This window comes from Salinimicrobium flavum (genome assembly GCF_042684505.1).
GTDB classification, from domain to species: Bacteria; Bacteroidota; Bacteroidia; order Flavobacteriales; family Flavobacteriaceae; genus Salinimicrobium; species Salinimicrobium flavum.
In genome coordinates, this window is record NZ_JBHULT010000006.1 from 531673 (window position 1) to 550370 (window position 18698).

General features: G+C 42.3%; 20 protein-coding genes. All 20 read left to right on the forward strand.

Translation table 11 applies throughout. From position 1 onward, the window contains the following. Window positions 1-68 precede the first annotated feature (68 nt). On the forward strand, window positions 69-1553 hold the full coding sequence (locus ACFSTG_RS05775; protein WP_380749494.1) for a DUF5687 family protein: 1485 nt from the start codon (window positions 69-71) through the stop codon (window positions 1551-1553). 12 nt (window positions 1554-1565) lie between these two features. Continuing rightward, on the forward strand, window positions 1566-2297 hold the full coding sequence (locus ACFSTG_RS05780; RefSeq protein WP_380749497.1) for an ABC transporter ATP-binding protein: 732 nt from the start codon (window positions 1566-1568) through the stop codon (window positions 2295-2297). A 150-nt stretch (window positions 2298-2447) separates the two neighbouring features. After that, the gene (gene porW / locus ACFSTG_RS05785; RefSeq protein ID WP_380749500.1) at window positions 2448-4985 is read left to right on the forward strand and encodes a type IX secretion system periplasmic lipoprotein PorW/SprE; all 2538 of its coding nucleotides are present in this window, start codon (window positions 2448-2450) and stop codon (window positions 4983-4985) included. Between the two features lie 18 nt (window positions 4986-5003). Further along, window positions 5004-5408, forward strand: coding sequence for a bactofilin family protein (locus tag ACFSTG_RS05790; RefSeq protein WP_380749502.1), 405 nt, complete (start codon window positions 5004-5006; stop codon window positions 5406-5408). Next, complete coding sequence (locus tag ACFSTG_RS05795) at window positions 5362-5598, forward strand: AtpZ/AtpI family protein (protein WP_380749506.1); 237 nt, start codon at window positions 5362-5364, stop codon at window positions 5596-5598. The genes ACFSTG_RS05790 and ACFSTG_RS05795 overlap by 47 nt, the downstream gene beginning before the upstream one ends. Before the next feature lie 6 nt (window positions 5599-5604). Continuing rightward, on the forward strand, window positions 5605-5997 hold the full coding sequence (locus tag ACFSTG_RS05800) for a DUF6168 family protein (protein ID WP_380749509.1): 393 nt from the start codon (window positions 5605-5607) through the stop codon (window positions 5995-5997). Window positions 5998-6103: 106 nt separating this feature from the next. Next, window positions 6104-7225: a F0F1 ATP synthase subunit A gene (gene atpB, locus ACFSTG_RS05805; protein WP_380749512.1), complete on the forward strand. Its 1122-nt coding sequence runs from the start codon at window positions 6104-6106 to the stop codon at window positions 7223-7225. A gap of 58 nt (window positions 7226-7283) precedes the next feature. Continuing rightward, window positions 7284-7460: an ATP synthase F0 subunit C gene (gene atpE, locus ACFSTG_RS05810; protein ID WP_380749515.1), complete on the forward strand. Its 177-nt coding sequence runs from the start codon at window positions 7284-7286 to the stop codon at window positions 7458-7460. An 89-nt stretch (window positions 7461-7549) separates the two neighbouring features. After that, window positions 7550-8050, forward strand: coding sequence for a F0F1 ATP synthase subunit B (locus ACFSTG_RS05815; protein ID WP_380749518.1), 501 nt, complete (start codon window positions 7550-7552; stop codon window positions 8048-8050). Between the two features lie 4 nt (window positions 8051-8054). After that, on the forward strand, window positions 8055-8612 hold the full coding sequence (atpH, locus tag ACFSTG_RS05820) for an ATP synthase F1 subunit delta (RefSeq protein ID WP_380749521.1): 558 nt from the start codon (window positions 8055-8057) through the stop codon (window positions 8610-8612). 40 nt (window positions 8613-8652) lie between these two features. Further along, a complete protein-coding gene (gene atpA / locus ACFSTG_RS05825; protein WP_380749525.1) occupies window positions 8653-10233 on the forward strand; it encodes a F0F1 ATP synthase subunit alpha in 1581 nt (526 codons plus the stop codon). A 30-nt stretch (window positions 10234-10263) separates the two neighbouring features. Then, window positions 10264-10602 carry a four helix bundle protein gene (locus ACFSTG_RS05830; protein ID WP_380749528.1) on the forward strand — a complete coding sequence of 113 codons (339 nt, stop codon included), beginning with the start codon at window positions 10264-10266 and terminating at the stop codon, window positions 10600-10602. A 30-nt stretch (window positions 10603-10632) separates the two neighbouring features. After that, a complete protein-coding gene (atpG, locus tag ACFSTG_RS05835) occupies window positions 10633-11493 on the forward strand; it encodes an ATP synthase F1 subunit gamma (protein WP_380749531.1) in 861 nt (286 codons plus the stop codon). Window positions 11494-11627: 134 nt separating this feature from the next. Continuing rightward, window positions 11628-12143, forward strand: coding sequence for a hypothetical protein (locus tag ACFSTG_RS05840; RefSeq protein ID WP_380749534.1), 516 nt, complete (start codon window positions 11628-11630; stop codon window positions 12141-12143). A 35-nt stretch (window positions 12144-12178) separates the two neighbouring features. Next, complete coding sequence (locus tag ACFSTG_RS05845; RefSeq protein ID WP_380749537.1) at window positions 12179-13633, forward strand: oligosaccharide flippase family protein; 1455 nt, start codon at window positions 12179-12181, stop codon at window positions 13631-13633. 31 nt (window positions 13634-13664) lie between these two features. Beyond that, window positions 13665-14099, forward strand: coding sequence for a dUTP diphosphatase (dut, locus tag ACFSTG_RS05850; RefSeq protein ID WP_380749540.1), 435 nt, complete (start codon window positions 13665-13667; stop codon window positions 14097-14099). Between the two features lie 150 nt (window positions 14100-14249). Then, on the forward strand, window positions 14250-15260 hold the full coding sequence (locus ACFSTG_RS05855; RefSeq protein WP_380749543.1) for a sugar phosphate nucleotidyltransferase: 1011 nt from the start codon (window positions 14250-14252) through the stop codon (window positions 15258-15260). Window positions 15261-15277: 17 nt separating this feature from the next. Continuing rightward, complete coding sequence (locus ACFSTG_RS05860) at window positions 15278-16648, forward strand: tetratricopeptide repeat protein (protein WP_380749546.1); 1371 nt, start codon at window positions 15278-15280, stop codon at window positions 16646-16648. After that, entirely contained in the window at window positions 16648-17427 is a 780-nt protein-coding gene (locus tag ACFSTG_RS05865; protein WP_380749548.1) for a DUF4292 domain-containing protein, read from the forward strand. The genes ACFSTG_RS05860 and ACFSTG_RS05865 overlap by 1 nt, the downstream gene beginning before the upstream one ends. After that, window positions 17424-18647: a murein hydrolase activator EnvC family protein gene (locus ACFSTG_RS05870; RefSeq protein WP_380749550.1), complete on the forward strand. Its 1224-nt coding sequence runs from the start codon at window positions 17424-17426 to the stop codon at window positions 18645-18647. Before ACFSTG_RS05865 ends, ACFSTG_RS05870 begins: the two co-directional genes overlap by 4 nt. The last annotated feature ends 51 nt before the right edge of the window (window positions 18648-18698 follow it).

The window sequence follows — 18698 nt, forward strand, 5'->3', positions numbered from 1 at the left end:
TACAAAGTATGCTATTTAAAATCTGTAACAAAATTGTAAATTTCCCTACTTGTAAACAAACCGGTTGTATGTTTAAACATTTTATTTCCCTTCAGTGGAAAGCCTTCTTCAGGTCTTCGAGTTTTGGAAAAAGCCTGGGGCTTAAAATTTTCATGGGTTTTTTGGCCATCTACTTTTCAATAGTCTTTCTGCTTCTGGGGTTAGGTTTATACCCGTTAATGAAGAATTTTTTTCCTGAAGAGTCGCCTCTTTCAGCTGTTAACCATCTTCTTCTGGCCTGGTTTGCCATTGATCTGGGGGTGAGGTTCATGCTGCAGACCCTGCCGGTAATAAACATAAAACCTTTACTCACAGCTCCAATAAAGAAGAGAAAAGTGGTGAATTACGTTCTGGTGAAATCCCTGTTCTCTTTTTTTAATTTCCTGCCACTCCTTGTGATCATACCTTTTGGAATTACCAATTATATTAAAGGTGAGGCCGGGCTATGGCCGGTACTGGGGTGGATGGTCGCGGTTTTTGCTGTTGATCTTTGTGTGAACTATGCAAACTTCCTGTTGAAAAAAAGATTCGCAGAAAACCTGAAGGCTCTAATTCCATATTTAGTGGCTGCAGTAGGATTTATTGCTCTTGAATACTACGGAGTTTTCAGTATCTCTGATGCCTTTGGCAGTGCATTAGATTTTATAGTGCTACACCCGTGGCTTGCAATTATCCCAATATTACTGGTGTTTTCACTTTACAAGTGGAACCAGAAAATACTGGAAAGCAGATTCTATCTTGATGAATCCCTTCGCGGAAAGGTGGAACAGGCCAATACTCAGGATTTTGGTTGGACCAGGAAATTCGGGGATATAGCTCCTTTTCTTCAACTGGATCTTAAATTGATCTGGAGGAACAAACGCCCCAGGACAACTATCTTTTTATCACTCATAATTATGGGCTACGGAATGATCTTTTACCCGCAGGAAATCTACCAGAGTATGCCGGCTTTATTCGTATTTGTGGGGATCTTCATGACCGGGATCTTTATGATCAATTTTGGACAATTCATTCCCTCATGGGATGCTTCTTATTATTCCATGATAATGTCACAGAACATTCCGCTAAAGAAATACCTTGCCTCGAAAGCAGGTTTGATGACTTTTAGTATAGTGGTACTTACCGTTCTCACCACACCATACGTGTATTTTGGTTGGAATATCCTGCTTATCAATATTTCATGTGCGATCTATAATATTGGGGTTAATGTTCCCATGTTATTGTATGCTGGATCATATAACAGGAAAAGGATCGAACTTGAAAAAAGTCCTTTCATGAACTACCAGGGTACAGGGGCTACGCAATGGATCATTGGTCTGCCTCTTATGCTAATTCCAATCCTCATTTTTTGGCTGGTAAACAAATTCGTTTCCTTTCAGGTAGGGATAAGTGTACTGGTGGGGCTTGGTATCCTGGGAATGCTGTTGAGGGTACCTTTGATGAACTTTATTGAACAGTCTTATAAAAATAGTAAATATGCCATGATCAATGGCTTTAAACAAACAGGGGATTAAACAACAGAAGTTATGATTACAGTAACAAATCTTTCAAAAGTATATAATGGGGTGGAGGTTTTAAACATTCCACACCTTGAGATCCCAAGAGGGCAGAGCTTTGGACTGGTTGGAAATAACGGAGCCGGGAAAACTACTTTTTTCAGTCTTCTGTTAGACCTCATTCAGCCTTCTACCGGAAATGTCTTCAATAAGGATATTACCGTGAGCCAAAGTGAAACCTGGAAACCATTTACCTCTTCTTTCATTGATGAAAGTTTCCTTATAGGGTATCTTACGCCCGAAGAATATTTCAATTTCATAGGGGAATTGCGCAACCGCAATAAGGCAGATGTTGCCGCTTTTCTCAAGGACTTTGAGGAACTCTTCAACGGGGAGATCATGGGGAGAAGAAAGTACCTGAGGGACCTCTCCAAGGGAAATCAAAAGAAGGTGGGAATAGTGGCAGCGCTTATTGGAGATCCTGAAGTGGTGATCCTTGATGAACCTTTTGCCAATCTTGATCCAACAACCCAAATAAAACTCAAAGCCCTGATCAGGGATCTTTCTGAAAATTCTGAAACCACCATCCTTATCTCCAGCCATGATCTTATTCATGTAACTGAAGTTTGTGAACGAATCGTGGTGCTCGACAAAGGGCATGTGGTCAACGACATCAAGACTTCCGAAGCTACCCTGAAAGAATTGGAGCAGTATTTCGCAGGGGAAGCCATAAAAGTCAAGGCCGAACAGGAAGGGGTGTAAGATCGGAAACTATATTATCTCCGGGAATTTCGGTACCGGACGTTTTCATTTTTATCCCCTGCACTTCCCCAATTTTTTTACCTATTTTTACTACCTTCAATAATAATATTGGGGGTAGAGCTGTTATTCTTAATAAGAAGAATCATTGATTTGAAAGCATTTACAAAAGGCATTTTATTGCTGCTTCTGGTTGCTGCAATAGCGGGTTGTTCAAGAAAGAAAAACACCTTTTTGAACCGGAACTGGCATGCAGTTACTGCTGAATATAATACCTTATACAACGGAAACCTGGCCCTTGAATTGGGAAAAGAGGAGCTGAACCAGAACTATGCAGATAACTACTGGGAAATCCTGCCGGTTGAGCCTCTGTATGTTAGCGATGAGGTAATGGCTCCGGGGGAGAACACCAATCCAAATTTTGCCGTTGCCGAAGAAAAGGCGGTAAAGGCCATCCAAAGACATTCTATGCTCATTGAAGACCGGGAGAAAAATCCGCAGATAGATGAAGCCTATTTACTGCTGGGAAAGGCCCGGTATTATGATCAACGTTTTGTGCCGGCCCTGGAGGCTTTTAATTATGTACTTCATAAATATCCCTTAAGTAACACCATCAATGAAGCCAGGATATGGCGTGAAAAGACCAACCTTAGGCTGGAGTTCAATGAAGTGGCTATCAAGAACCTTAAAAAGATCCTTAAGGAAGAGAAATTAAAAGAGCAGGACCGGGCACATGCTTCAGCAATGCTGGCACAGGCTTATATAAATACAGGAGCTCAGGACAGCGCCGTGTCCCATATCAGGACCGCAGCAGAACTTTCAGACAATAAAGATGATCAAGGCAGGTATTATTTTATCACCGGGCAGTTGTACAATAATCTCGGTAAGGTGGACAGTGCAGACATCGCTTTTCAGGAGGTGATCAACCTTAACAGAAAGACTCCCCGAATCTATCATATCAACGCCCATATCGCCAGGATAAACAACATGGATGTTGGCGATGCCGAAAAAGCTGCTGCTTTCGCTATGCTTACCGATCTTGAGAAGGACAGGGAGAACCGGCCTTACCTGGACAGAATATATTTCCAACTGGCCGAATTTCATTATCAGAATGATTCCGTACAGCTGGCAGTAGATTACTATAACAGGTCGTTACGGTCACCTTCTTCAGACCTTTATCTTCAGGCATTAGATTATGAGACCCTGGGAAACATCAATTTTGATGCTGCCCAATTTGAAACGGCAGGAACTTATTACGACAGCACTCTTCAGAAACTTGCAGAGAATTCGAGAGAATTCCGGTTAATTAAGAAGAAAAGGGATAACCTTAATGATGTGATCTATTACGAGGATCTGGCCAGGACTACAGACAGTATTTTGTACCTCGCCTCTCTTTCAGACGAGGAACAACTTGAATATTTTACCACCTACACCAATAAGCTTAAAGAAAGGGCAGAAAGTCAACTTCCCGGGGAAGATGAAACCGAGAATGTGGCAGAAAATTATTTTGAGAAAAAGAGGACCGGAATGCCCGGGGTTCCTAACCCGGGGTCAGCGTTTTATTTTTATAATCCAACCACCGTTGCTTATGGGAAACAGGAATTTTTCAGGATCTGGGGCCAAAGGGAGTTAACCGACAATTGGAGGACCGGGGGCAGTACAGGTTTTGCCGGGGGAGGGGATGTTGAGGTGAGTGAAGAAATGCTGGCCAATGACCCTGTGTTTGACCCACAAACATACGTAGCTTCCATTCCACGTGATGAAGCACAAATAGACAGCCTTTTCAATGAAAGGAATTTTGCCAATTACCAACTAGGATTGATCTACCGTGAGAAGTTCAGGGAAAATGAACTTGCTGCGGAAAAACTCGAATTCCTTCTTGCTCATGATCCAGAAGAGCGACTGGAAGTGCCGACACGGTACAACCTGTATAAGATCTATTCTGAAATGGGTGAAATGGCAAAGGCAGAAGCTTTAAAAAATGACATCCTCTTCCGTTTCCCTGAATCGCGATATGCGGCCATTCTTCAAAACCCTGAAAGCCTGCTGCAGGATGAGAATAACCCAACGGCTTTATATGAAAATTTATATAGGCTTTACGAGCAGCAACAGTACGGGGAAGTGATCAAACAGAGCAAAGAATTGAGCCAGCAATTCGCGGGTGATGAGATCGTTCCCAAACTGGAACTTTTAAAAGCCATGGCCGAAGGTAGGCTGAACGGTTTTGAGAGCTACAGGGAGAACCTCAATTATGTCGCATTGAATTACCCCCAAACAGCCGAAGGAGTTAAAGCGCAGGAACTTTTGACTACTGCACTTCCTTCTCTAAGCCAGAATGAATTCCAGAGTGATAGTGTAGCCAATACTTTTAAACTGGTCTTTCCTTTTGAAAAAGGGCAGGCAGGAGAAGCAGAAGCTTTAAAGGAAAAGATCGAAAAAATTCTTTTGGAATTGAATTATTCGGACCTGAGGGTATCCCTTGATGTTTATGATCCACAGGAAATGTTCGTAGTTGTGCACGGGTTCAGATCTTCTGAAAGGGCAAATGGCCTTGCAGAATTATTTTCTGTCAACAAGAAGTACCAGATCAATCAAAAATCTTTTTATATTTCCACTCCAAATTACCGGATCGCCCAGATCCATAAAAACATAGATACCTACTTAGAATCTTTACAAACACCCCCAAATTAAATGTTTAAACAAGAAAAATTGGCAAAAAACACCTCGGAATTCAGCAAAGAACAGAACAAGGTCTCCCAGGGAACCACAATCAACGGAAATATCGAAGCAAAAGGAGGTTTCCGTATAGACGGTACTGTGGAAGGGACCGTTAAAACTCCCGGTAAGGTTGTGATAGGAAAAGACGGTCACGTGAACGGCGACCTTGAATGTGAAAATGCAGATATTGAGGGAAAATTTTCCGGAAAATTAAAGATCACCGGAACCCTTAGCCTTAGAAGCACCGCCGTAATTGAAGGAGAAGCTATTGTAGCTAAACTGGCCGTAGAACCGGGTGCCACTTTTAATGCTACCTGCACCATGCGGGGTGGAATGAAAGCTATAAACAATGAAAAACGAGGAGAACGACAGCAACAAGAAGAGAAGTCAGCTTAAGAATTGGGCTATTTTTTCGGGTATTGCCTTTCAAATGGGCGCCACCATTTTTGTATGCGCCTGGATTGGCAAAAAACTCGATGAGCGTTATCCTTCAGGTAAGAACTGGTTCACTATAGGATTTGTCCTTTTTGGACTGGTGGCTTCGGTATATGTTGTTCTCAAGCAATTAAAGCGGTTCAATAATTAGATTTTCATGTTGAAACACCTCTTCAGGTTTTCCCTGATGTTATTCCTGGTTGCAGGAATAACCTATGCACTCCATTACGCGGTACTAAACTATTTCTTTCCGAAGCAATCCATGGACCTTGTGAACTTTGCCTACAAGTTCAATATTGGTATTACTTTTTTATTTACCAGCTCTATAATAGCAGTAAGTGATCGTTTAAAGGAACAACTTGGTTTTATTTACCTGGTAACCGGTTTTGTCAAAATCGGACTTTTTCTTTTCCTTATTAAAACTTCGGATTACAGTATTGATAAATCTGTATTTCTGCATTTTTTCATTCCTTATGTGGTGTGTGTGGTGGTCGAAATTATTTATGTTATACGGCTTCTCAATGCCGCTAACTTTACTAAAGACAAGTAATTGCAGGTTTTTAGAGGGTAAAAAACAATTCGGGCCGGTAGGGTATTTATTTTTATTTAATTATGTACATTTGCAGCCGAATTAAAGGACTGAAATTTACCTGATAATGCAAAAGGAAAACATTGCGAAATTTTTTTTAGCCTGCCTTTTAATGTTTGTGACCCTTAGCACACAAGCGACAACTTTAAAAGCAGGGGCCGATCCTCAGCAAGAAGGAGACGCCAAGGTCAATACTGAGGAAGAGATCACAGACTATATTGATCATCACCTTGCAGACGCTCACTATGTGAATTTCCTGTCTGATGGGGAAACCGGCGCTCATTACGGTTTTTCGCTACCGGTCATTTTATGGGATAACGGTTTAAAAATATTTTCTTCGGGAAAATTCCACCACGGGGAAGATCTTGTGGAAATAGATGGGCAGCATTACCGCATGTACCACTCAAAAATTTATAAAACGGATGCTGAAGGAACCATAACCTACAACGAGGATGGTTTCCCTGCAAATGAAAGACCTCTGGATTTCTCAATTACCAAGAATGTTCTTTATATGTTGTTGGTTTCTGTTCTAATGTTCTTTATGTTCACCTCCCTGGCCAGATCTTATAAGAAGGGGCCGCTTCCAAGAAAATTTGGAAGGGTGCTTGAGCCACTTGTGCTTTATGTTCGTGATGAGATCGCAAAACCAAACATTGGTAAGAACTATAGAAAATATACAGGTTTCCTTTTAACGGTTTTCTTCTTTATCTGGATCCTGAACCTGCTGGGAATGACTCCGCTGGGCGTGAATGTTACCGGGAATATTGCGGTAACCATGGCCCTTGCCTTGATCACTTTCTTTATCGTTCAGTTTAGCGGTAACAAAGACTACTGGAAACACATTTTCTGGATGCCGGGGGTGCCGTGGCCAATGAAGATCATTCTTGCACCAATCGAGGTGTTGGGAATGTTCACAAAGCCATTCGCTCTTATGATCCGACTTTTTGCCAACATGACGGCTGGCCACGTGATCGTAATGACCCTTTTGGGATTGATCGTGGTTTTCCAGAACTGGATCGCAGGACCTGCTTTCTTTGGGTTCACGATTTTTATATCTGTAATTGAATTACTGGTAGCTTTTCTACAGGCGTATATCTTCACCCTTCTAAGTGCCCTTTATATTGGAATGGCGGTAGAAGAGCATGATGATCACCACCCTGCAGATAACGAAGACATTCCGGTATTATAATAGTTTAGTAAGTAAGTTTAATTTTTAATAAATAAGTATGGAAGCCTTAAATTTAGACATGATTGGAGCTGGTTTAATCATTATTGGAGCCGGTTTCGGTCTTGGTAAGATTGGTAGCGCCGCAATGGAAGGAATTGCACGTCAGCCGGAAGCAGCCGGAAAGATCCAAACTGCGATGATCATCATCGCGGCACTTTTGGAAGGTGTTGCTTTTGCTGCCCTTTTCGCAGTGTAACCGATCAAACAGAACTTCAAGCTTTGCAGCGGTTGGCTGCAAGGCTTGAATTATTACAAAATTAAACGATAGAAGAAATTATATAGAATATGGAAAAGTTAGTCAACGATTTTTCTTTTGGATTATTTTTCTGGCAGATATTGATCCTGGTAGTACTTGTATTACTGCTGAGTAAATTTGCCTGGAAACCCATTTTGAACGCCCTTAACGAAAGAGAAAAAGGGATTCAGGATGCTCTTGAATCTGCTGAAAATGCTCGTAAGGAGATGCAAAACCTGCAGGCAGACAATGAAAAACTTCTTAATGAAGCGCGTATGGAACGCGATAGCATGTTAAGGGAAGCAAGAGAGATCAAAGAAAAGATGATCTCAGAAGCGAAGGAAGAGGCTCAGAAAGAAGGAGAGAAAATGATCGTGCAGGCCAAAGCCTCTATTCAAAATGAAAAGAATGCAGCTCTTGCAGATATCAAGAACCAGGTAGCTACCCTTTCAGTTCAGATCGCTGAAAAAATGGTTCGCCAGGAACTTTCTTCGCCTGCAAAACAGGAGAAGCTTGTTGAAGATATGCTTGACGACGTTACCTTAAACTAATATTATGCAGGGAAGCAAAGCAGCTTTAAGATATGCCAAAGCGGTTTTAAGCCTGGCAAAAGATAATAATCTTACAAATGAGGTCAATAAGGATATGATCCTTATCAATGATACCATTTCGAATAATGAGGAACTTCAGGGATTTCTTAAAAGTCCGGTTGTTAAGGACAACATGAAGAAAAATGCCCTTTTGGAGATCTTTAAGGATGTTCAGGGTGTTACTACCGGTCTTTTTGGGATCTTGATTGAGAACAACAGGATCGACATCCTTGACAGGGTAGCTTCAACTTATCGCGAACTTTACAATGAACTTAACGGGGTGCAGGTGGCAAAGGTCACTACAGCTTTTCCGTTAACACCAGCCCTGGAAACAATGATCCAGGCCAAAGTGAAAGAGTTGACCGGGAATGAAGCCCAGATAAATAATGTTATCGATGAAAGCATTATTGGCGGGTTTATTCTGAGAGTGGGAGATATCCAATACAATGGCAGTGTTAAAGCACAGCTAAACAACCTGAAAAGGGAATTTAAAAACAATACATACGTTTCAAAATTTAATTAAAACCGTTGCGCCCTGGCGCAGCTTTTTATTCTAAATAATTATGGCAGAAATAAATCCGGCTGAAGTATCAGCAATATTAAAAAAACAACTTTCCGGGTTCGAAGCAAAAGCTTCATTGGATGAAGTTGGTACTGTTTTAAACGTGGGTGATGGTATCGCCAACGTTTACGGTCTTGCGAACGCACAGTACGGGGAGTTGGTTGAATTCGAAAGCGGATTGGAAGGAATTGTACTTAACCTTGAGGAAGACAATGTTGGGGTGGTACTTTTAGGTCCATACAAAGATGTGAAAGAAGGTGCGACTGTAAAAAGAACTCAGCGTATTGCTTCTATCAATGTAGGAGAAGGGATTGTAGGTCGTGTGGTAGATACCCTGGGTGCTCCAATCGACGGAAAAGGTCCTATTGAAGGTGAGACATTCGAGATGCCATTGGAACGTAAGGCTCCCGGAGTAATCTTCCGTCAGCCGGTAACAGAACCTCTGCAAACCGGTATTAAGGCAATTGACGCCATGGTGCCAATTGGAAGGGGGCAAAGGGAGTTGGTGATTGGTGACCGTCAGACAGGTAAGACTGCCGTGGTTATCGATACTATTCTTAATCAAAAAGAATTTTATGATGCAGGGGAACCTGTATATTGTATATATGTAGCTATTGGGCAGAAAGCCTCTACAGTTGCCGGTATTGCCAAGACCCTTGAAGATAAGGGAGCTTTGGCCTATACCACAATTGTTGCCGCTAACGCGTCAGATCCTGCTCCAATGCAGGTTTATGCTCCGTTTGCAGGTGCTGCTATCGGGGAGTATTTCAGGGACACCGGTCGTCCTGCTTTGATCGTTTATGATGATCTTTCCAAGCAGGCGGTAGCTTACCGTGAGGTATCCTTGCTGCTTCGTCGTCCACCGGGACGTGAGGCGTATCCGGGAGATGTTTTCTTCCTTCACTCAAGATTACTGGAGCGTGCTGCAAAAGTGATAGCTGATGACAATATTGCGAAACAAATGAACGATCTTCCTGATGTTCTTAAGGATAAAGTAAAAGGTGGTGGGTCATTGACTGCATTGCCACTTATTGAGACCCAGGCAGGTGACGTTTCGGCTTATATTCCAACCAACGTGATTTCGATCACCGATGGACAGATCTTCTTAACATCAGACTTGTTTAACTCGGGGGTTCGTCCTGCAATTAACGTAGGTATCTCGGTATCACGTGTAGGTGGTGCCGCTCAGATCAAGTCTATGAAAAAGGTTGCCGGTACTTTGAAGCTTGACCAGGCTCAGTACCGTGAATTGGAAGCTTTCGCCAAGTTTGGTTCAGATCTTGACCCGGCTACCCTTAGCGTAATTGAAAAAGGTAAGCGTAACGTGGAGATCCTGAAACAGGCTCAAAACAACCCTTATCCTGTAGAAGAGCAGATCGCGATCATTTACGCCGGTGCCAAGAACCTGTTGAGAAATGTTCCGGTTGATAAGATCAGGGAATTTGAAAAAGATTACCTGGAATTCCTTAATGCCAAGCACAGAGATGTCCTTGACACTTTAAAGGCAGGTAAACTTACAGATGAAGTTACAGATACGTTGACAAACGTAATCAAAGAACTTTCAGCGAAATATAAGGCATAAATGCCAGTGCGGAGTTAAGAGTTATGAGTTATGAGCAAACTTGAAAACAGCCCGATAAGGATCAAAAGTTTTCAATTTGCCTGTGATATTGTTCTCTTTACCCGTTCTTTGAAGAAACAAAATGAATTTGAGCTGGCTTCTCAGCTTTTAAAAAGTGGAACTAGCATTGGAGCCAATGTTAGGGAAGCACAAAGGGGGGTAAGCACAAAAGATTTTAAAAATAAGTTTGGAATTGCTTTAAAAGAGGCCGATGAAACCAAATATTGGTTAGAGCTGATTGAAGCAACATCAAATAATGATTGTAGAATTTTAATTGCTAAGTGTGACGAGTTAATGAAGATTATGGTTTCCATTATTAAGAACTCATAACTCATAACTCCAAACTCATAACTACAAAAAATGGCCAACTTAAAAGAATTACGAAGCAGGATCACCTCGGTTTCCTCAACCATGCAGATCACCAGTGCCATGAAAATGGTATCGGCGGCTAAGTTGAGTAAGGCTCAGGATGCTATTACTGCGATGAGACCGTACGCCGAAAAGCTTTCTGAATTACTGCAGAATCTCAGTGCCACCCTTGACAGTGACAAGAGCAGCAAGTATGCAGAGCAACGTGAGGTGAACAACGTACTCATTGTATCTATATCCTCCAACAGAGGTTTAGCAGGAGCATTTAACTCCAATATCGTTAAAGGGTCAAAGTATTTGGCAAAACGGGATTTTAGTGGTAAAAATGTTGAGTTTCTAACCATTGGAAAGAAAGCGAACGACATTCTTAAAAAGACCCATAGCATCTACAAAACCGAAACTGCCATCTATGATGATCTAAGTTTTGAAAATGCCTCTGCTATTGCAGAAGAGCTTATGCAGTTGTTTGTAGAGGGTAAATATGACAAGATCCTAATAATTTATAACCAATTCAAAAACGCTGCTACCCAGGAAGTGAAAATAGAGCAGTTCCTGCCTATTGTTCCTGTGGAGAAAGATGAGGAAGTGGTTTTGGATTACCTTTTTGAACCCTCTAAAGAAGAGATCGTTCTTGAGTTGATCCCAAAATCATTGAAGATGCAGATATTCAAGTCGCTAAGGGATTCATTCGCTTCTGAACACGGTGCACGTATGACTGCCATGCATAAAGCAACAGATAACGCGACCGAATTGCGTGATTCTCTTAAACTTTCCTATAACAAGGCACGCCAGGCGTCCATTACCAATGAGATCTTAGAGATCGTAGGTGGAGCGGAAGCTTTGAATAAATAAAATAAATAAGTTACATAGTTGATATTCAACTTTTTGAAACTCCATACCCTCAGGTATGGAGTTTTCTTTTTTAGGAGAGGCTTTAATTGGTACTAAATTTGTCTTTAACTTTAAGAACCATAAAATCTCCTGTCATGAAGATCTTTTTGAAAACCATACCGGCCTTGCTTGTCCTGTTCAGTTTTAGTAACTGTGCCAACGGCAAAAAACTGCAGGAGGAGCCTCCTTTAGCTATAAAAGAAGCTTATTATACCAGTTGGGTGGGAGGTGTGAAAGGTGCCGGCTCGGGGATCAATCTCTATATCCCTGCAGAAGAGGATGCAGAGATCAGCCTGGACAGCGTTTACTTCCGCGGAAGGAAAGCGGTTCTTGAAAAAGACCCTGCTGAGCCCGGATTATATGTGGCCACCTTTAAAATAAGATCTGATGAAGGCAAAGCCGCCGATATTATAATGCACCGTGATCCTAAAAAGGAGTACGGCAATAAACCACCCGTCATTCTTGAGAAGATACCTTTTGAGCTTGAACAGGATGAAGCAGTGGTGAGATACACCAGGAACGGAAAAGAAAAATACTTCAGGATCACCGGGATCAAAAAGAAGGAAACGGGGGAGGTGATCTTAAAAAATCCGCAAAACATTCAGCATTAATAGTACATTTGTGGGGTAACCAATCAAAATTCTAATTGGGCCTCTTTCAGAAGCTATTTAAACAAACCTTTATTTATGGCATAGCCACAGTGGTGCCCAGGATGTTGTCCTTCCTGCTGGTGCCGCTCTACACCTATTACCTCCCTACAGAAGGTTTTGGGGAAGTAGCCATTGTCTTTGCATGGATGGCCGTATTCAATGTGGTTCTTGCCTACGGGATGGAAACAGCTTTTTTCAGATTTTTTCATCAGGAAAAGTTTTCAAAAGAGGTCACGGCTACTTCAGCCATTTCTTTAATGGGTTCAACAGCCACCTTCCTGGTGCTTGGTTTGTATTTCAAAGATGAAATTTCCAGTGCATTGGTCATTGCCCCTCATTATATTCTGTATGTACTGCTTATTCTTGCGCTGGATGCCCTGTCAACCATTCCCTTCGCTTGGCTGCGGGCAAAAGAAAAGCCAATGGTCTTCGCAGGGATCAAAATAGGGAACGTCGCCGTCAACCTGGGGCTGAATATTTTCTTCATTGTCTTCCTGCCGGAACTGGCTTCAAAAAATGCCCTTTTTGAGAGCATTTATATTGCCGATTTTGAAATTGCCTATATCTTCATTGCCAATCTCGTAGCCAGTGCACTTACGCTGCTGGTGATGTTGCCGTTCTACTTTAAACTTCCGTACACTTTCAACGGCAGGTTATGGAAAAAGATGCTGAACTATGGTTTTCCCATCTTAATTGCCGGAATTGGCTTTGTGATCAATGAAGTTTTCGATAAAATTCTGTTGGGATGGCTTCTTCCGGAGGATATAGCAAAGTCTGAAGTTGGGGCCTATGCCGCCTGTTACCGTCTAGCCCTGTTCATGACCCTGTTTGCCACGGCATTTCGCATGGGTATTGAACCTTTTTTCTTTAGTCATGCAAAAGAAAAAGACGCAACACAAACCTATGCTTTAATCACAAGATATTTTGTGGTTTTTGGAGCAGTGATCCTGGTAACAGTTACGATCTTCTTAGACCTTCTGAAAGTGATACTCATTCAGGACACCTCCTATTGGGAAGCAATGGTAGTGGTGCCTATGATCCTTATTGCAAATCTCTTTTTAGGGATCTATCACAACCTTTCAGTTTGGTATAAAGTGAGTGATCGTACAAGATTTGCCGGTTATATTTCCATTTTCGGGGCGGTAGTGACGCTGGTGCTCAACTTCTGGCTAATTCCGTATTACAGTTATGTTGGCTCGGCTATCGCGACTATGGCAGCTTACGGGAGTATGATGCTGTTGTCTCTTTACTTCGGAAGAAAATATTATCCCATACCCTATGACCTGAAACGCATTGGCGGATATCTTTTGGTCTCGATCAGCTTTTCGGTAGTTTACTTCTACCTTTTTAGGGAAAATTATTACCTCGGAAGTATATTAATCCTTATCTTTTTTGCCCTTATTTATTACGCTGAAAAGGACCAGTTAAAACAACTTTTGAAGAAGTCATGATCCAGATTCTTCCGAAGAAATATTAAAGAAAATGAACGTAAAAATAATCAACAAATCCGGGCATGAATTGCCGGCATACGAAACCGGCTCTTCTGCCGGAATGGACCTTAGAGCCAATATTTCTGCTCCTGTAACGTTAAAGCCTCTGGAAAGAGCTATAATCAAAACCGGACTTTTTATTGAGCTTCCGGTAGGATATGAAGCCCAGGTGCGACCACGAAGTGGATTGGCTGCCAAAAAAGGTATTACCGTGCTCAATTCTCCCGGGACCATAGATGCAGATTACCGTGGGGAAATCGGGGTGATCCTGGTCAACCTTTCCAATGAGGAATTCATAGTTCAAAATGGAGAACGAGTGGCCCAGATGGTCATCTCCCGCCACGAACATATTACCTGGAAAGAAGTTGATACTCTTGAAGAATCAAGCCGGGGAGCAGGTGGCTTCGGAAGTACGGGAGTGCAGTAAACAAAGCTCAATTATCAAAGATCATTTGATTTTGCACTCTTCATTTAAATCGTCGGTGAACTAAAAACAATAAACAAATTTAAAAGTGTGAGTACGGGATCTCAGCTCTTACATCCCAATACTCACTACTAAATACTCAATACTTAAAACATGAAAATCATAGTTCCTATGGCGGGTCGTGGTTCGCGGCTTCGTCCACATACCTTAACAGTACCCAAACCATTAATTCCCATTGCAGGGAAACCCATTGTTCACAGGCTGGTAGAAGATATTGCCAAAGTTCTTGATGAAAAAGTCGATGAGATCGCTTTTATCATCGGCGAAGATTTTGGCGAAAAAGTAGAAAAGGATCTTAAGGAGATCGCAAAAGCCCTGGGCGCTCAGGGTACCATCTATTATCAGGACAAACCTCTGGGAACCGGTCACGCCATCATGTGTGCAAAAGATTCGCTGCAAGGTCCTGCAGTGATCGCCTATGCTGATACACTTTTTAAAGCCGATTTTACGTTAGATAAGGAAGCTGATGGAGTGATATGGGTAAAACAGGTAGAAAATCCTTCAGCATACGGGGTGGTGCAGTTGAATGAAAATCGGGAGATCGTTGACCTGGTGGAGAAACCCAAGGACTTTGTTTCAGACCTTGCGGTTATAGGTATTTACTATTTCAAAGATGTAGCCGTTCTAAAGAATGAACTTCAGGAAGTGCTCGACCAGAACATAATTCGTGGAGGAGAATACCAGATCAATGACGGGATCGAGGCCATGAGACGCAAGGGAGCAAAGTTTGTTCCTGGTAAAGTAGATGAATGGATGGACTGCGGAAACAAACAAGTGACGGTTGAGACCAATACCAGGATGTTGGCATTTCTTCAGGATGATGGAGAAGAACTGGTTGCCGGGGATGTAGAAATGGAAAATTCAGAGATCATTGAACCCTGCTTTATCGGGGAGAATGTGGTACTGAAAAATGCCAAAATTGGACCGAATGTTTCTATAGGGAACGGAAGTAAAATCACTAATTCAACTATAAAGAACAGCCTGATCCAAACTTTTGCCGAAGTTGAAAATGCGAATTTAAACAACGCCATGATCGGAAATTTTGCGAAATTTAATGGAGAATTTAAAGAAATAAGCATCGGCGATTATTCGGTGCTTGAATAAAAAAAGCAGGGCCATAAATGAAAAAATATTCTTACATATTATCTTTTTTGGCCCTGCTGCTTACTTCGGTAACCGTTTTAGCACAAGAAAAGGAGAAGCCGTTGGTAGAGATGGCCCAGGATGATCTGGGTAATGTTAGTGATTCATTTCAGGAATACTTTTTTGAGGCTTTAAAGCAAAAGGCCATTGAAAATTATGAAAAGGCTATCGATGCCCTGGTGCAATGTCTGGCAATAGATCCGCAGCCGGTGGTGTACCTGGAATTAGGGAAGAACTACAATGCCCTTCAGAAACATACTCAGGCAGCCGTTTATTTGCAAAAAGCCAGAGAGACAGTCCCGGGCAATCCGGCAGTACTTGAAGAACTGTATAAAGCCTATTTCCTTAATAATGAATTTGGCCGGGCCCTGGAAGTGGTAAAATCGCTTTCAAATATACATTCCGGCTTTTCTGAAGACCTTGTGAACCTTTACATTCTCAATGAGCAATATGAGGAGGCAATAAAACTACTGGACTCCCTGGATGCAAAGAAAGGATCCAGCACCGCCAGGGATGGCCTAAGACGGCAGGTGTATGCCCGCACCAATAATGTGGAGGCACAGGTGGAGGATCTAAAGGCAGCTATCTTACAAGATCCCACTGACGAAAAAAGCTACCTCAACCTCATTTTTGTGTACAGCGAAAACAACCGTGTGGAAGAAGCTTTTGAAACGGCCAGGCAGCTTCTGGCTGTAAATCCTGATTCTGAATTGGTTCACCTGGCATTATATAAGTTTTATATTTCCGAAGAAAATTCAGATGAAGCAGTCCGTTCCATGAAGATCTTACTGGGTAGCGATCAGATCGAGGAAATCACAAAATACCAGGCCCTGAATGATTTTTTAATTTACGTTACCCAAAATCCATCTTTGGAAGAAGATTTGATAGAGCTGGTACAGGTCTTTTCAAAAGATGAAAATAATAACAAGGTCTTCGGACAATTGGGAACTTTTTTTCTCGAAAAAGGTCAAAAGGAACAGGCTCTCGAATATTTTGTGAGGGCACTGGAAGCAGAAAGCGGAAACTTTGGCTTGTACAGGGATGTCCTTAACCTGCAGCTGGAATTTGAACAGTTTGAAGCTGCCAAAGACCTCAGCGAAAAGGCCCTGGAGATCTTTCCATCTCAGCCCTTGCTTTACCTGCTCAAAGGAATGGCTTTATCGGGAATGGAGAACCATAAAGAAGCTGAAGAAACCCTCTTAACAGGGCTTGATTATCTTATAGATGATCCCAAAATCGAAATAAGGTTTTACCGGCAGCTTTCTGCCACTTATGAAAAAATGAATAATGATGAAAAGGCCACAGAATTTCTGAAAAAGGCCGGTGAACTTGAAAAACTACTGAATTAATGAGCAAAAGACTCTATTTCCCCCTGCTGCTACTTTCCTTTATATTCTTACAATCCTGCGGAGCCAGAAAAGCCAGAATGGGAGCCGTTGCTCCCGAAGATGCCGCTGTTGCCTCTGTGGTTGCCAGCCACTACAGCAATGAAGCGAAATTCAATACCCTTCAGGGAAAACTCAACGTACGTTATAAAACCGAGGAAAGAGACCAGAGCGTTACCGTTAGCTTCAGGATGAAAAAGGACGATACTATCTGGATGAGCGGACAACTTTTAGGAATTCCGCTGGCAAAGGTGATGATCACTCCAAATTCGGTTCAATTCTATGAAAAGATCACACGTACTTATTTTGACGGCGACTTTAGCTTGTTAAGTGACCTGTTAGGAACTCCCCTCGACTATCAAAAGGTTCAGAACCTTCTGTTAGGGCAAACCATCTATGACCTTAGGGATGAAAGGTATAAACTTTCCGAATCCACCAGGGGTTACCAGTTGGAGCCATATGCAGAGAGTTTTTTGAAGAGGTTGTTTTTGCTGGATGCCGGGAACTTCAAAGCTGTAGCCCAGCAAATAGGGGAGGAAAAGAGCAATAGAAGTGTTACTGTCACCTATCCTGAATATCGGAAAATAGGAAGCCAGGTCCTCCCCGGGCAAATCAATATTCTGGCCAACGAAGGTCCTTCCAATACCAGGATCGATATGGCTTTTAGGTCTGTTGAACTTGACGTGCCGGTTTCTTTTCCTTTTTCAATACCTTCGGGCTATTCAGAAATTTCAATCGAATGATGAGAGTTAATCTTCCAAAACAGCTTCTTTTTATAGTTTTTTTAATGGTAGGTATTCAGGTCTTTTCCCAGGAAGATAAACGGGAAGAGCTGGAACAGCGAAGGGTTGAACTGCAGCAGGAGATCAAAAGAATTAACTCGCTGCGTACCTCCAACCTTAAACAGGAAAAATCCATTCTTACCGAGGTTGAAGACCTTGACCGGCAGATCAGGACTACAGAGAACCTCATTAGGGTGACCAACCAACAGGCAAACCTGTTAACGCGGGAGATCAGTACCAACCAGAATAAGATAGGCGAACTTCGTAAGGAATTGGAAAAGCTGAAGGAGGACTACGGTAAAATGATCAGTAAATCCTATAAAAGCAAATCCCAGCAAAGCAGGATCATGTTCCTTCTTTCCGCAGAAAATTTCCTGCAGGCGTACAAAAGGCTGCAATACATGAAACAATACGCTAATTACCGCAAGCAACAGGGAGACGAGATCCAGATACGCGCCTTAGAACTTCAGAAACTAAATGAAAGTCTTGCTGAGCAGAAAAAATCTAAAGACAAACTAATTGCTGAGAACCGGGTAACCCGTGCAGAGTTGGAGAAGAACCGAAAGTCTCAACAATCACTTATTGCTTCCATTAGAAAAAAAGAAGGTCAGTTTGCTTCTCAACTCAGGCAAAAGCAACAGGAGATCAACTCGATAGACCGGGAGATAGAAAGGATCATTGCAGCTGCGATCGCAGCCAATAACAAGGAAGAAGGTTCCACTTCCAGGGAGGTTTTCAAATTAACCCCTGAAGCAAAGGCCCTGGCGGCCAACTTCGCCAGCAACAAAGGAAAGCTGCCCTGGCCGGTAAAGTCGGGGGTGGTTTCCATGCGCTTTGGTAATCAGCCGCATCCGGTAGTGAGATCCATCACGGTGAACAGTAATGGCGTGCGTATAGATACAGAAAAGGGTGGAAAAGCAAAAGCTGTTTTTGGCGGTACCGTTAGTGAGGTCCAGGCGGTGAAAGGTGCCAATAAAGCTGTAATGGTAAGGCATGGGGATTATATTACCATTTATAACAACCTTGATAAGATCTACGTGAGGAAGGGTGATGAGGTAAGTATAGGACAGGAACTTGGAGAGATAGCCACAAGCAGTACCTCAGGGAAAACGACCCTCCACTTTCTCCTTTACCAGAACTCCACCAAGCTAAATCCTGAACATTGGATCTACCAGATGTAAAGTTTTAATTGTTCGGGAAAACATTAATAAAAAAGTCTGGAGTTAAGAGCC

What these genes read in the sequence shown, in the direction of transcription:
- ACFSTG_RS05800 (WP_380749509.1), top strand. Translation starts at nt 5,605, where the DNA reads ATGTTGAAACACCTCTTCAGGTTTTCCCTGATGTTATTCCTGGTTGCA.
- ACFSTG_RS05830 (WP_380749528.1), top strand. Translation starts at nt 10,264, where the DNA reads ATGAGCAAACTTGAAAACAGCCCGATAAGGATCAAAAGTTTTCAATTT.
- ACFSTG_RS05840 (WP_380749534.1), top strand. Translation starts at nt 11,628, where the DNA reads ATGAAGATCTTTTTGAAAACCATACCGGCCTTGCTTGTCCTGTTCAGT.
- ACFSTG_RS05855 (WP_380749543.1), top strand. Translation starts at nt 14,250, where the DNA reads ATGAAAATCATAGTTCCTATGGCGGGTCGTGGTTCGCGGCTTCGTCCA.
- atpE (WP_380749515.1), top strand. Translation starts at nt 7,284, where the DNA reads ATGATTGGAGCTGGTTTAATCATTATTGGAGCCGGTTTCGGTCTTGGT.
- atpA (WP_380749525.1), top strand. Translation starts at nt 8,653, where the DNA reads ATGGCAGAAATAAATCCGGCTGAAGTATCAGCAATATTAAAAAAACAA.
- ACFSTG_RS05775 (WP_380749494.1), top strand. Translation starts at nt 69, where the DNA reads ATGTTTAAACATTTTATTTCCCTTCAGTGGAAAGCCTTCTTCAGGTCT.
- ACFSTG_RS05795 (WP_380749506.1), top strand. Translation starts at nt 5,362, where the DNA reads ATGAAAAACGAGGAGAACGACAGCAACAAGAAGAGAAGTCAGCTTAAG.
- ACFSTG_RS05870 (WP_380749550.1), top strand. Translation starts at nt 17,424, where the DNA reads ATGATGAGAGTTAATCTTCCAAAACAGCTTCTTTTTATAGTTTTTTTA.
- ACFSTG_RS05815 (WP_380749518.1), top strand. Translation starts at nt 7,550, where the DNA reads ATGGAAAAGTTAGTCAACGATTTTTCTTTTGGATTATTTTTCTGGCAG.
- atpB (WP_380749512.1), top strand. Translation starts at nt 6,104, where the DNA reads ATGCAAAAGGAAAACATTGCGAAATTTTTTTTAGCCTGCCTTTTAATG.
- ACFSTG_RS05780 (WP_380749497.1), top strand. Translation starts at nt 1,566, where the DNA reads ATGATTACAGTAACAAATCTTTCAAAAGTATATAATGGGGTGGAGGTT.
- dut (WP_380749540.1), top strand. Translation starts at nt 13,665, where the DNA reads ATGAACGTAAAAATAATCAACAAATCCGGGCATGAATTGCCGGCATAC.
- atpH (WP_380749521.1), top strand. Translation starts at nt 8,055, where the DNA reads ATGCAGGGAAGCAAAGCAGCTTTAAGATATGCCAAAGCGGTTTTAAGC.
- ACFSTG_RS05865 (WP_380749548.1), top strand. Translation starts at nt 16,648, where the DNA reads ATGAGCAAAAGACTCTATTTCCCCCTGCTGCTACTTTCCTTTATATTC.
- atpG (WP_380749531.1), top strand. Translation starts at nt 10,633, where the DNA reads ATGGCCAACTTAAAAGAATTACGAAGCAGGATCACCTCGGTTTCCTCA.
- ACFSTG_RS05860 (WP_380749546.1), top strand. Translation starts at nt 15,278, where the DNA reads ATGAAAAAATATTCTTACATATTATCTTTTTTGGCCCTGCTGCTTACT.